The sequence below is a fragment of the Pelagibius sp. Alg239-R121 genome, from assembly GCF_947331435.1.
Taxonomy (GTDB): domain Bacteria; phylum Pseudomonadota; class Alphaproteobacteria; order Kiloniellales; family Kiloniellaceae; genus Denitrobaculum.
This window is the reverse complement of record NZ_CAMZOF010000001.1, coordinates 1,501,224-1,513,496: the sequence shown is the minus strand read 5'-3', so window position 1 is coordinate 1,513,496 and position 12,273 is coordinate 1,501,224. Positions and strand designations below refer to the sequence as shown.

The following is a 12,273-nucleotide window of genomic DNA, read 5'->3' as shown; positions in this document are numbered from 1 at the left end:
TCCTAGTCTTCTGAGTTGATGCGATCCGATCAGATCGCGGGGTGGAAATCTTCACGCTTCCTATATGGAAACGCGTCTTACTAAAAGTTGTTTATCAAGCCGCTTCGCGGACGGGACCACGCCTCGAGCGCCTTCTGCGACTCTTGGACTTTGTGGGATCCGTCTGCTGCCCGCTAGATTTCTTGGCACCATGCGCATGCGCAGGTGCTTTGGACTGCTCCTGTTGCTTACCTGATTGACGCCCGGGCTTCCGGCTCCGGTTGCGCTGACGCTTGGGACCGTTGCTGCGGCGCTCGTCACGGCTATCGCCGTCAGCTGCAGAAGGATCCCGGGTCTGCACAAAGCCTTCCGGTGTCTCGACGACGGTCAGGGCTTTCTTGGTCAGGCGTTCGATGTCGCGCAGGTAGCTGCGCTCTTTGCTGTCGCAAAAAGAGACGGCAATTCCCTTTGCGCCTGCACGTGCAGTGCGGCCGATCCGGTGCACGTAGCTCTCGGATTCATTCGGAAGCTCGAAATTGACCACGTGGGTCACATCATCCACGTCGATTCCGCGCGCGGCGATGTCGGTTGCCACCAAAACCCGGACCGAGCCTTCTTTGAATTCGGAAAGCGCCCGCTGGCGGGCGGACTGGGATTTATTGCCATGGATCGCGCGTGCCGAGATGCGGGATTTCTCCAGATGATCGGCAACCCGGTTGGCGCCATGCTTCGTTCTGGTGAAGACGATCACCCGGGCGAAGTTGGAATCCGCCAAGAGATTGGCGAGCAGTGCGCGCTTGCGGCTGCCATCGACGAAGTAAACCTGCTGCTCGATACGTTCGACCGTGGTCGCCGCCGGCGTGATCTCGACCCGCTTGGGATTATCCAGCAGGTTTGCGGCCAGATGCGCGACGTCCTTAGGCATGGTTGCGGAAAACAGTAAGGAGTGACGCTTTTTGGGCACTGCCGCGACGATCTTGCGAACGTCCCGGATAAAGCCCATGTCGAGCATACGGTCGGCTTCGTCCAGAATCAGCGTCTCGACGGCGTCAAGGCGCAGGTGTCCCTGGGACATGAGGTCCAAAAGACGTCCAGGCGTGGCGACCAGGATGTCGACACCCTTTGAAAGCGCGCGAACCTGCGGGTTTTGGCCAACGCCGCCAAAAATAACGGTGTGGCGCAGGTGAAGGTGCCGGCCGTAGGTTGCAATGCCTTCGCTGATCTGGATCGCCAGTTCACGTGTCGGGGCCAGGATCAGGGCCTTGGCGCTGCGTGCAGGGGCGCGCTGGTCGGACTTGGACAAGCGCTGCAGTACCGGCAGCGCGAAGGCTGCGGTTTTTCCGGTTCCGGTCTGTGCAATCCCGAGCAGATCCTTGCCCTGAAGCAGAAGCGGGATGGCCTGATGTTGAATTGCTGTGGGTTGGAGGTAGTTCTCTGCGTGCAATGCACGCTGAATGGGCTCGACAATGCCGAGCTCGGCAAAAGTGCTAAGAGTCAAGAAGTGTCTTTCTGCGCTAAAACTCTGTAAATCTTCACTTTATATCGATCTACAGTGCGACGCTCTAATTGCGTCCCGTGCGCGACGGGGGACGAAAACGATAAAACTATACGGTCTCATGATACGACGCACTCGGCAAAATCCAGTGCGTATCGCGCTATCATAAGATGATGATGCATTGCACAAATGTGATATCGCGCGTCGGAAGTCAAGTTTAATCTATCCGGTGACCGACAAATTGCCAGACCTCTCACTGGTATGAATTGCCGTTAAGATTCATTCCTGTATCCGACCGGCCCGGGTGAGGCTCGAACCCGTGCAGCTTCCGATCAAAGGGTGCCCGGCAAGGTTGGGGTCGTCCGTGGAGCTCAAATGCCTGGCCGGGGTGTAATCGATCAACGAGCCGTCTTTTGGCGCCGAAAAATTGAGTTTCAGAAGACAACCCTTGCTGTCGTACCAGAGATTTAGGTCGATATCGCCGGATACCTTGAAGCTACGGGCATTTTGAGGCCCCCAAGGCATCGGGACGTAATTGTCCGAACTTCCGGCTGTCACCTGGATGCTTGCCAGAGCACCGGTCTGAGTGTTGAGGAGATTTCTGGCCTTCGGCGTTTCGGGGTGCCAGTAACTGCTTGGCAGAATATCTGCCGGCATGAGGGTGTTTCCGCTATCTGACTTCACCTCAAAGCCCTTGTCGCTTGCACGGCCCTTAATCCAATGCTCAGTCCCGTCGTTATCGGTTTGTGTGTCGATCGAGACAAGCCGCTCGTCGCGCCAAACCTCGCGATTACGGTGTTCGTAGCGAAACAGGGTGATGAACGCGAACTTGAGCTCAAGGCCGATCGTAACATCAACGATCAGGTCATCACCTCGGCGCGTGAAATCGATGCTGTGATGTCCGATCACATCGCCTTCGCGCTGGACGCTGAAGCCGAGACCGCTTGGCTGTTGAATGCCTCCCAGATACTTCTCTGTATCGCTGGCTTGAGCCGAACCGGCCAACAGCCCGAAAAGTCCTGTGGTGACGAGGGCCAAGGTAACCAAGCTGCCCGCGCAGAATCGTATCGAAGAACGACCGTAAATCCGTTCTTTCATGAATTTCGCTTCCTTTGAACTAGAACCTGCTGCCGCTGGCGGCGGTTTTGAAATCCAGAAATTGCTGTCTCGACTCGAAACCCAGCGACGCGGTCTCGCGTTCGGACGGGTCATCATCGATGCGGCTCTGCTGCTCTGGATCTTTAGAGAAAAAGATGAGCGCTTCTCCTACCTTGAAACCAAACTTGGAAACGTAAGCGCGATTGATCATGACCCGCTCGTCCTGCAGCCAGAGCCAATCGTCGAACTTGACGCGAAGCGTGCTGTTTCCAATCGGAAGATCGAAGAAATAGCTCCAGTTCAAAGCGTTTCCTAAAACCCTGCCTTTCGCGATGCCGACAACGCCGGGGGCCGTGCCTTCCCAATCCTGAGGGCCTGACTTGCGTAGCGTCCAGATGCGTTGCTCGGTTTCACCGTCGTCATAAACAAAATCTTCGATCAGGGTCAGCGTTTTGCCATCCCATTTACCTTCAATATCCACAGTGAAACGGCGCCGCACACGGCCGAAGCGGTCCTGGAATTGTCCCCAGGCCTTCATCTTGCCAACGAAGTAATCTTCGAGTTTCAACGCTGGCTCTGCCTTTTCAAAGCCTTGCAATTTCAACCCACCGCAGGATGCGACCGACAGCGCGGCCAATAGAATCAAGAACCCTCGCATCATTCGCATCATCTCCTCTGCATACCTGTCGCTCTGTCTGCATCAGCGCTGCCTCGCCGGCTCGAGGCGGCGTTGTTTGAATGCCTCCGAGGTGATCTCAGCTCCGCCTGGCTTGGCCTCGATTCCGCCCTCCGCTTGCGCCAGCCGCCGGCGTATTTCGTCATGAACGCTCCGGGTGACGGGATAGTTGCGCATCAACAGGACCGCAGTGATCTTCAAAACGATCGGCAGGCCGCCGTAAAGCAGGGACAGCGTCAACAAGGCACTCGGATCGTTGGTACCGCCGGCGGAAAACCCCACAAGATCGAGCAATGGGAAGGCAAGGCCGATCGCGACTGCAAAGGTGAGCTTGGACGCCGTACCCCAGATCGCGAAAAAAATACCAGCGCGCCGGTAACCGGTCTTGTCTTCGTCCCAATCCACCAGATCGGCCTGTATCGCTGCCGGCAGCACGAGATCCGCCCCCGCCGCAATGCCGGTAGCGATGACGATCAGAAGAAACGCAGTCGTATCTCCTGCACCCAGGAAAGGAACCCACACGAAGGCCATGCAGGCGGCAGTCATAGCCGCTCGCCAGGCAGCATGTTTGCTCCAGCGACGCGAAGACAATACCCAGATCGGAACTGAGAGGGCACAGACGCCGAAATACACGAGCAACAGGTACCCGGCATGATCCGATGCGCCGAGCACATGAGCGACAAACAACAGAAAAAGCGTTGCCGGTAACGCATTCGCTATGCCATTCAGAAAATAACTCACCATTAATTGGCGGACGGGCGGCGCTTGCCGGAAAAGAGAAAAACTCGCCAACACGGAGCCCTTCGGCAACCTGGATTTGCCGTTGTCTGGCACGAGAATGCAGCAGGTCAGGATCGCCAGTACCAAGCTGCCAACAATCATGATGCTGTTGGCCTGCAGAATCCGACCAAGATCGTCTACACCAGAGGTGGGGTCTGTTAACGATGGAATGGAAGAGTTCTGACTGAGCAGCTCCGGTAAACTCAACACCGCGAGACTTCCCAGCAAACCGAAGATGACGCGTGTGCCGCTGATCCGGCTGCGCTCCTGGTAGTCCGGGGAGAGGTCAGCACCCCAGGCGTAGGTGGGAACCACCACGGCAGTTCCGGCAAGATAGATTACGATCGCCCAACCAAGCAGATAAAAGGCGCTCGGGTCTTCCGGGGGGTTGAACAGCGCCCAGGCTGAAAGGGCAATCAGCGGACTGCCCACCAGGACCCAAACGCGGCGGCGACCCAGACGCGCCGGTGTCTTTTCCGAGAGATATCCGATGATCGGATCGGTTACTGTGTCCCACAGCCGTGCAATCAATAGAACACCGCCAATCATGGTGAGGCTGAGACCTGTGACCTGGGCGTAATAGGTGGGTAGGAAGACCTGCAGGCTGAGAACAGCTGCAGCGAGAGGAAAGGCCAGAAAGCCGTAACCTGCGATGACGCTAAGCGGTAGCGCTGGGAGTGGCGCTGCGGACGATACTGTCGCACCGGAGCCCCTCTCGCCGCTGTTGCCTGCTTGATCCATTTCCACCGCTCTTATTTGCCGACCGCTGAGTTTGGGCGGTTTCGACTTGATTCGAGGGGTGTCGTGCTGAATTGCGCGGCGCCGAAGGTCCCGGCACACCCCATCCTGATTGAACGGTCTCTATACGTAGATCGACGGGAATTGGATGCCTAGGGCGTTGGCTTGGTTCGGATCGTTTTTCACAGAGTCAGTGGAAACTGCTCTGGTCAGCAGAACTGGGAGGAGAGCCGGCAATATCGGCCCTTGCGCGTTCTCAGCTTTCCGGCCAGGCGGGTCTGGCGTCATGCCACCAGTTTTGCCAGGCCTCGAGATCGAAACCGAATCGGTGGCCGGTGAGTACAGTCAGAGCACCGACCACGTCGCCCTTCAGCCATAAAGGATCGTCCGGCTGATCCAGGCGGGACATGAGGGCGTCAATCGTCGCTGAATCTTGTTGTCCGAGCTCGGCGACTGCCCAAATGGCCGTGGGTTGCGGATCGAAGTATTTGGCGGCGCCGTTCTCGGCCTTGGTCCAGGGGGCTGCGACCAAGGTGGGCGGCACCCGACCTTCACCTGAGAGTCCCATGGCCCAGAGGATGGTCGAGGCGCCAATGTCGCCCACAGGATCAATCACGACATCGCGGAAAGGGTTCATGCGGCCTTCGGGTCGCGGTACCTTGAGGCGTTGATTAAAGAAATCCGCGGGCGGCAGCGACGTAGCGGCGACGTAGGCAAGATCCCGGATAGGGCGCCCACGGACTTCATAGCTTTGCGGCGCCGCGAGCGCCTGGTCGAGAGCCTTGGCTTGCGCCGGCCAATCGGTGACTGGGAGTCGGGCACGCGGGCGAAGATTCGGTAATTGCGTCGTGCGGGATATTGCCGGTTTGCCCGAATGCTCAATCAAACCCCAGAGGATGCCCCGACCGTCCGCGCCTTTGCCGCCGACATAAACCGCATTTTGGGCGGCAACCACATCGTAGGCTTCGCCGCCTTTTAAAGTTCCCGCAAGTGACCATTCGACTGCGCTGTCACTGCGCCAAAGCCGACTCCCGTCATCGCTATCCGATATGGCCCAGAGTCGGTCTCCGTCCGATGCCAGATCGAAGGGATGCCAGCCTGCGACAGGCTCAGCCACTACTTCGGACATCGTGCCGTCGCTGCGCCAGACGGCCGCCCCTTGTTGTGTCTGAATGAGTCCATAAACATGTTGGCCGTGTCTGACGACCTCTGACATCGCCACGTTCTGAGGCCACCCCGGCAGGTCGCTGACTGATGTACCGTCAAAGCGAATGAGTTTGCGGCCTTCCGGCCCCTTCAGATGACCGATCAAAAGGCCTTGAATTTCCACGAGATCGATGATTCGTGAGACACGCTGGTCGGGTGTCGGATGGTCGTAGGTTTCCCGCCAGGTTTTCCCCTGGTCGCGAGAGGCCTGCAGGCCTGCCCGCCAGGCAGACGTTGCCGCGACCAGTTCGTTACCAAGCTTTGCCATGGCGAACACATGGAACATTCGGGCGGTCGTGATCTGACCGCTGGCCCAGTCGACGCCATTAGTGACTTGAAAATCGCCCCAGCCGGGGGAAATTCGGGGATCCTCAGAAGGCCAGTACAGCAGGCCCTCATCGACAAAGGGATTTCCAGCGTCCTGACTCCAGAGATGACGCTCGTAGCGCGTGGTTTCCATCGCCGGATCGAAGCTGTAGATCTCCGCCGAATTGTGATCCACGTGTTTCACACTGTTGGTGAACCAGAGCTTGCCCTGGAAAAGTGTCATCTGGCTGATGACAGGCCAGGGCCCGACTTGCGCAAGGACAGGGAGTTCGAGTGATTGAGACCGGTTCGATTGAGCGGTCGCACCGGAAACCCCAGACATGATCACGGCGCTCGCGATGAAGCTGGATAGGGTTCCGCGCCCGCACAAACTGCAAATCGTCTTTAGCATCCCAATAACATAAGGTGATTGGAGAACTTAGGGCGTCAGATAACTTCACAAGCACGTGAGCGTCTTCACAATTTGTCGGATGGGATGGGATTTGCTCGTCCAGGAGGGTGAGGTGGTGGACAATAGCAGTCCGCCTCCCTGCAGTGCTGGCTGTTTGGCGGAATTTCATGAGGGGTTCAATAATGCGCAGTTTCGATGAGATCTTTTCCCTGGCCGCAAACCGAAAGGGTGGCGCCGAGGCGCTCGAGGCCTTGCTCTCGAAGCCGAAGTCCGACCGCGTACTCACTAAATTGGGAGACGACCGCTGGTTGGCAGGTATGACTAGGTGCGTCTTTCAGGCCGGCTTCAACTGGAAGGTCATTGAGAACAAATGGCCGGGTTTCGAAGAGGTCTTCGATGGCTTCAACCCGGGCCGTTGGTCGTTGATGTCCGATGAAGACTTGGACCGGTTGGTCAAGGATACGCGGATTGTCAGAAACGCCGTTAAGATCCTCTCGGTGCGCGACAATGCGATCTTCCTGAATGATCTTGCGCGCGAACATGGCACGGCCGCCAGGTGTCTTGGAGCTTGGCCGTCCGAAGATTACATCGGCTTGCTGGAGCTGTTGAAGAAACGCGGCGGCCGCCTCGGGGGGACCACGGCACAGTACTTTTTGCGTCAGATCGGCAAAGACAGCTTCGTTCTGTCGCGAGACGTCACCGCGGCATTGATCCGCGAAGGAGTCGTGGACAAAGCGCCGGGGTCGAAGTCTTCAATGCGTGCTGTGCAGGCCGCGTTCAATGGCTGGTCGGAGGAAAGCGGCCGTTCGCTTACCGAGATCAGTCGGGTTCTTGCGATGTCGATCGGGACTTAAGTCGTCGCGTCGCGCTGGGAGCCTGTCCAAAGTGGCGAACGTAGGCGTGCGACAAGGTTGCGGCTGAACTAAATCCGCTGCGGGTGGCAATTTCACTTAAATTCATGCGGGTCTCCAACAACAGTCCGCGGGCGAGGCTGAGCCGTAGATGCAGGTAGTAGCGAAGCGGCGTGGTCTGCAGTTGCCGGCGGAACAGGCGCTGAAGCTCACGCTGCGAAAGGCCGACCTCACGCGCGAGCCGGCCGAGTGGCTGCGGCGTTTCGACAGTGTCCTGCATGATGGCGATTGTCTCGACCAGCTTGGGCGTCAGGCGCCCGGTGCCGCGCAGGGCGAGGCCCGACTGCGGATCCTGGGCGGTAAGATGCTGATCGTATATCAGGATGCCGGCAACATCGAGTGCCTGAGCTTCTCCGTAGTCCTTGCCGATGATTTGCAGCATCAGGTCGAGTGTCGTGGTGGCGCCGCCTGCCGTGATGCGGCTCTTTTCCAGGACGTAGCGATCTGGAACCACTTCGATATCAAGAAATTCCTCGGCGAAGGATTCCAGCTCCTGCCAATGTATTGTAGCCCGATGACCGTTGAGAAGCCCTGCTGAAGCCAAAAGATAACTACCGGTATCAAGTCCCGCGAGGATGGTGCCTCCGCGCGCAAAGCGCCGCAGCTCACTCTTGAGTTTCGGAGTCGTCAGCCGCCGGTAATCGTAGCCGGCAACCACGAACAGCATGTCCGGTGCCTCCAGATTTCTCAGTGCAGCGTCGGCCGCAATGGTCAGGCCGCTTGAAGTGGTGACGGCTTCGCCATCTTCTGAAACCAGTGACCAGTCATACAGTTGGGTGGCGGCAAAGTGATTAGCGGCGCGCAGGGGTTCAACGGCATTCGCCAGACAGAGATTGCTGAATTGCGGCAGCAAAAGGAACCCGAAGTGAAGTGGTTTAGCTCTGTTCATTTGTCGAAATTAGTACGAATTAAGGTAAAAATCATACGCTTTTCTATTGGGAACAACGCTAGTGTTCGCCTCTAACAGGAGGATGCCGATGAATTGGGAAGTCTTTGTCACCTGCGCCGTCACCGGTGCCGCCGAGTCTGCCGATAAAAGCGAGCATGTCCCGGTCACGCCAAAGGAAATCGCCGCCGCCGCCATTGAAGCCGCGAAAGCGGGCGCCGCGATCGCCCACATCCACGTACGTGATCCGGAGACCGGGCTGGGCGCGCGCGACCCGGAGCTCTTCCGAGAAGTGGTCGAGCGCGTGCGGGAGTCCGACACGGATGTCGTGATTAACCTGACTGCCGGCATGGGCGGAGATGTGATCTTCGGTGCCGGGGAGTCACCTCTGCCATTGAACCCGAACGGCACGGATATGGTCGGCCCGCTCGAACGTTTGGCACATGTCAAACAGTTGTTGCCGGAGATCTGCACGCTGGACTGCGGAACCATGAACTTTCTGGCCGGCGATTATGTCATGACCAACACGCCCTCGATGCTGCGCACCATGGCGCGGCGGGTTCAGGAGCTCGGGGTGCGGCCTGAGCTCGAGGTCTTCGATACCGGACATCTGGTCTTCGTCAAGCATCTGATCTCCGAAGGACTGCTCGACGATCCGATCATGATTCAGCTCTGTATGGGTATTCCTTACGGCGCGCCGGACGACCCGACGACCTTTCAGGCCTTGGTCAATGCCCTGCCGCAAGACTCGATCTTCTCGGGCTTTTCCATCGGCAGGATGCAGCTGCCCTTCGTTGCGCAGGCCGCACTCTGCGGCGGCAATGTGCGGGTCGGTCTTGAGGACAATCTCTATCTCTCACGCGGTGTCAAGGCGACCAACGGCTCACTGGTTGAACGTGCCGTGACGATCCTGGAAGGGATGAATGTCAAAATCCTGGATCCAGACGAAGTGCGCGAGAAACTCAAACTAGTTAAACGCGGCTAGCGCGCGATCAGGTTCTAAGGCGGGGAAGGACGGAAAATGGGTGAGATTTGTAAGGCCGGCCTGGTTGGCGGCGGCGTGATCGGCGGCGGCTGGGCGGCGCGGTTTCTTCTCAACGGCATTGACGTCACGGTTGCGGATCCGGACCCCGAAGCGGCGCGCAAGATCGGTGAGGTGCTCGCCAATGCGCGCCGGGCGCAGAAGAAGCTGACCTATACCTCCAATCTGAAGGAGGGAAAGCTGCGCATCGTGACCGACATTGAGGAGGCTGTGCGCGATGCGGACTTCGTGCAGGAAAGCCTGCCCGAGCGCGAAGAACTGAAGATCGAGGTTCTGGCCAGGATCAGCCGGGCGACGGCAGCGGACGTGATAATCGGATCCTCCACTTCCGGTTTGCTACCCAGCCGGCTGCAGAGTGAAATGCAGAATCCCGAACGTCTGGTGGTGGGGCACCCCTTTAACCCGGTCTACCTCTTGCCGCTGGTCGAAGTCTGCGGCGGCGATCTGACCAGCCAGGAATCCAAGGCCGGCGCCGCGGCAATTTACGAATCGGTCGGCATGAAGGCGCTGATTCTGCGCAGGGAAATCGACGGCTTCCTGGCAGACCGCCTGCTGGAAGCGGTTTGGCGCGAGTCGCTCTGGCTGGTGAACGACGGCATCGCAACGGTCGAGGAGATCGACGATTCCTTCCGCTACGGCGCGGGGCTGCGCTTTGCCTTCATGGGATCGTTTCTGACTTACCGTCTGGCCGGCGGTGAAGCGGGCATGCGGCACTTCATGGAGCAGTTCGGACCGGCGTTGAAACTGCCCTGGACCAAGCTGGAGGCGCCCGAGCTGACCGATGATCTGATCGATAAGGTCGTGACTCAGTCTGAAGACCAGGCCGCCGGAATCTCGATCCGCGATTACGAACGCAAGCGCGACGATTGTCTGGTGTCGATCCTGCAGGGTCTGCGCAAGAACGATTTCGCCGCCGGCGCGGTTCTGAAGGATTTCGAAACGAAGCTCTTCGGCCAGTCGCAGGGACGCGTGATGTCTGCGGATGATGACCTCTCGCAGCCCTTTGCTTTACTGCAGACGGCGGTCGATCCTGAGTGGGTCGACTACAACGGACATATGACAGAGAGCCGTTACCTGCAGGTCTTCGGCGAGGCTTCGGATGCCTTCTACGGCTATATCGGTGTGAATGCGGAATACCTGGCGGCCGGGAACAGCTATTACACGGTCGAGACCCATATCATGCATTTGCGCGAGATTCACGCCGGTGAGCCGATTGAGGTGCGCACACAGCTTCTCGGTCAGGATCCAAAACGGCTGCGGCTGTTCCATGTCATGACGCACAGTAAGGATGGCACACGACTGGCGACCGCTGAGCAGATGATGCTGCATGTGGACACCAAGGCACAGCGAGCCTGCGCCGCGTTGCCGGAGGTCCTGGCGCGGGTCGAGGCCATCGCGGCCGCCCACGCAGGTTTGGAGCAACCCTCCGAGGCAGGTCGCCGGATCGCCGAGCTTTAACTAATTCGTAACGAGGCCGGACGTTATAGCAAATTGCATAGATGGGTCTCTATCTATGCAGTTTGCATTAGAGCGCGGTGCGGGAATAGCGGTCTGCGACCCAGGCGTGGAATGCGTGAGTCGCTGTATCCATGACCGGAGAGAGCGTTCCGCCGTCGAAGTCCGGCGCGTGGCGGCCACGCTGCATGCCCTCGACCACGCCGACGTCCTCCACGAAGATCTCTTTCCACATCTCGCTGTTGCGCGCACGCAGATCGGCCCAATCGCCCCCGGTCATCTCGGGCGAGGTATAATAGATCTCGACGCGCTCGACGGTTTTATCCTGCGCAACCGGCTCCAGCAGGATGCTGAAAAAATGGTCTTTGTGGATGCCGACCAGCACGTTCGGATAAAGCGCGACGTATTCCGCGCAGGTCGACCATTTTTCCGACAGGCCCTTGAAGTGAGAAAACTGGCGGCCCGAGTTATCCAGGCTCGGATTGTAGACCGTCGTTCCCTGGCCGGAAAAGTCACCTGACTCAATGATGTTGTAGTGATCCTCTAGCCGCGAATAGCTGTTGAGCCCCGGATGGATCCAGGGAAGATGGTAGCTTTCGCAGTAATTCTCCACGGCGAGCTTCCAGTTGCTCGCGACTGTGAGGCTGAAGGACGAGTCTGGCCCGCCGTGGTAGATCGCCTGGCCTTCGAATTCGGACCAGCGGGATGTGAGCGTCGCTGCCGCATCTTCGAAGGCGGGCGCGTCGCCCGAGAGGTTGACGAAGACCAGATCCATCCAGACCGTCGAGCGCACTTCGTAGAGTCCGAGTTCGCTCTTGCTCACGGCGGGATGATCGTTCTGTCCAGGCCCACCCAGATGGGGTGTCGTCTTGAGCGCGCCGTCAAGACTATAGCACCAGGAGTGGTAGGGGCAGCGGATCACGCCGCGGAAATTCGTCGGTTCGTTGACCAGGGTCATCCCCCGGTGCCGGCAGACGTTCTGAAACACCCGAACCTGACCGCTCTTGTCCCGCAACAGCAGAAGGGGAATGCCGAGAAAAGTGATGGGCCTGGCGTCGCCAATATTGGGGACATCCTTGCCAAACCCGATACAAGTCCAGTTTGGCGCGAAGATCCGCTTCTTTTCCTCCTCGAAAACGGCTTCTTCGATATAAAAGGGATTGGGCAGGCAGCCGCCGTCCGGCACGGCGGCCAGGGCGGGCATTAAGTTATGTTCGACCGGTTGCACATGGTCCGGAGACACGGTTTCTGCCAGCTTCATATACGCCTCTCATTATATCGAGCGAAAC

Annotated in this window: 10 protein-coding genes; 3 read left to right on the top strand and 7 right to left on the bottom strand. The window is 58.5% G+C overall.

Annotated elements, in window-relative coordinates; all coding sequences use genetic code 11:
- Positions 1 to 94: 94 nt before the first annotated feature.
- The 5 genes from QMZ18_RS06805 to QMZ18_RS06785 all read right to left on the bottom strand — a co-directional run bounded on the left by QMZ18_RS06805 (position 95) and on the right by QMZ18_RS06785 (position 6,621).
- A complete protein-coding gene (locus tag QMZ18_RS06805; protein ID WP_282605469.1) occupies positions 95 to 1,477 on the bottom strand; it encodes a DEAD/DEAH box helicase in 1,383 nt (460 codons plus the stop codon).
- Positions 1,478 to 1,753: 276 nt separating this feature from the next.
- Positions 1,754 to 2,572 carry a DUF6134 family protein gene (locus QMZ18_RS06800; protein WP_282605468.1) on the bottom strand — a complete coding sequence of 273 codons (819 nt, stop codon included), beginning with the start codon at positions 2,570 to 2,572 and terminating at the stop codon, positions 1,754 to 1,756.
- 19 nt (positions 2,573 to 2,591) lie between these two features.
- A complete protein-coding gene (locus QMZ18_RS06795; protein ID WP_282605467.1) occupies positions 2,592 to 3,233 on the bottom strand; it encodes a DUF3833 domain-containing protein in 642 nt (213 codons plus the stop codon).
- A gap of 39 nt (positions 3,234 to 3,272) precedes the next feature.
- Complete coding sequence (locus QMZ18_RS06790; RefSeq protein ID WP_282605466.1) at positions 3,273 to 4,769, bottom strand: MFS transporter; 1,497 nt, start codon at positions 4,767 to 4,769, stop codon at positions 3,273 to 3,275.
- 253 nt (positions 4,770 to 5,022) lie between these two features.
- A complete protein-coding gene (locus QMZ18_RS06785; RefSeq protein ID WP_282605465.1) occupies positions 5,023 to 6,621 on the bottom strand; it encodes a hypothetical protein in 1,599 nt (532 codons plus the stop codon).
- Between the two features lie 251 nt (positions 6,622 to 6,872).
- Between QMZ18_RS06785 and QMZ18_RS06780 the strand changes: the two genes are divergently transcribed.
- Complete coding sequence (locus QMZ18_RS06780) at positions 6,873 to 7,544, top strand: DNA-3-methyladenine glycosylase I (RefSeq protein ID WP_282605464.1); 672 nt, start codon at positions 6,873 to 6,875, stop codon at positions 7,542 to 7,544.
- On the opposite strand, the gene QMZ18_RS06775 is transcribed toward QMZ18_RS06780, so the two are convergent.
- Positions 7,510 to 8,490 carry a GlxA family transcriptional regulator gene (locus QMZ18_RS06775; RefSeq protein ID WP_282605463.1) on the bottom strand — a complete coding sequence of 327 codons (981 nt, stop codon included), beginning with the start codon at positions 8,488 to 8,490 and terminating at the stop codon, positions 7,510 to 7,512. The genes QMZ18_RS06780 and QMZ18_RS06775 overlap by 35 nt on opposite strands.
- An 88-nt stretch (positions 8,491 to 8,578) precedes the next feature.
- On the opposite strand from QMZ18_RS06775, the gene QMZ18_RS06770 reads away from it, so the two are divergent.
- Both QMZ18_RS06770 and QMZ18_RS06765 read left to right on the top strand, forming a co-directional pair.
- On the top strand, positions 8,579 to 9,472 hold the full coding sequence (locus QMZ18_RS06770; protein ID WP_322097149.1) for a 3-keto-5-aminohexanoate cleavage protein: 894 nt from the start codon (positions 8,579 to 8,581) through the stop codon (positions 9,470 to 9,472).
- A 36-nt stretch (positions 9,473 to 9,508) separates the two neighbouring features.
- Positions 9,509 to 10,987: a carnitine 3-dehydrogenase gene (locus QMZ18_RS06765; protein WP_282605461.1), complete on the top strand. Its 1,479-nt coding sequence runs from the start codon at positions 9,509 to 9,511 to the stop codon at positions 10,985 to 10,987.
- A gap of 67 nt (positions 10,988 to 11,054) precedes the next feature.
- On the opposite strand, the gene QMZ18_RS06760 is transcribed toward QMZ18_RS06765, so the two are convergent.
- On the bottom strand, positions 11,055 to 12,245 hold the full coding sequence (locus QMZ18_RS06760; RefSeq protein WP_282605460.1) for an aromatic ring-hydroxylating dioxygenase subunit alpha: 1,191 nt from the start codon (positions 12,243 to 12,245) through the stop codon (positions 11,055 to 11,057).
- Positions 12,246 to 12,273 lie beyond the last annotated feature (28 nt).

Bases quoted from the DNA above. Each gene is read 5' to 3' on its own strand.
- QMZ18_RS06800 (WP_282605468.1), bottom strand. From the start codon at position 2,572: ATGAAAGAACGGATTTACGGTCGTTCTTCGATACGATTCTGCGCGGGC.
- QMZ18_RS06795 (WP_282605467.1), bottom strand. From the start codon at position 3,233: ATGATGCGAGGGTTCTTGATTCTATTGGCCGCGCTGTCGGTCGCATCC.
- QMZ18_RS06790 (WP_282605466.1), bottom strand. From the start codon at position 4,769: ATGGATCAAGCAGGCAACAGCGGCGAGAGGGGCTCCGGTGCGACAGTA.
- QMZ18_RS06785 (WP_282605465.1), bottom strand. From the start codon at position 6,621: ATGTCTGGGGTTTCCGGTGCGACCGCTCAATCGAACCGGTCTCAATCA.
- QMZ18_RS06780 (WP_282605464.1), top strand. From the start codon at position 6,873: ATGCGCAGTTTCGATGAGATCTTTTCCCTGGCCGCAAACCGAAAGGGT.
- QMZ18_RS06775 (WP_282605463.1), bottom strand. From the start codon at position 8,490: ATGAACAGAGCTAAACCACTTCACTTCGGGTTCCTTTTGCTGCCGCAA.
- QMZ18_RS06770 (WP_322097149.1), top strand. From the start codon at position 8,579: ATGAATTGGGAAGTCTTTGTCACCTGCGCCGTCACCGGTGCCGCCGAG.
- QMZ18_RS06765 (WP_282605461.1), top strand. From the start codon at position 9,509: ATGGGTGAGATTTGTAAGGCCGGCCTGGTTGGCGGCGGCGTGATCGGC.
- QMZ18_RS06760 (WP_282605460.1), bottom strand. From the start codon at position 12,245: ATGAAGCTGGCAGAAACCGTGTCTCCGGACCATGTGCAACCGGTCGAA.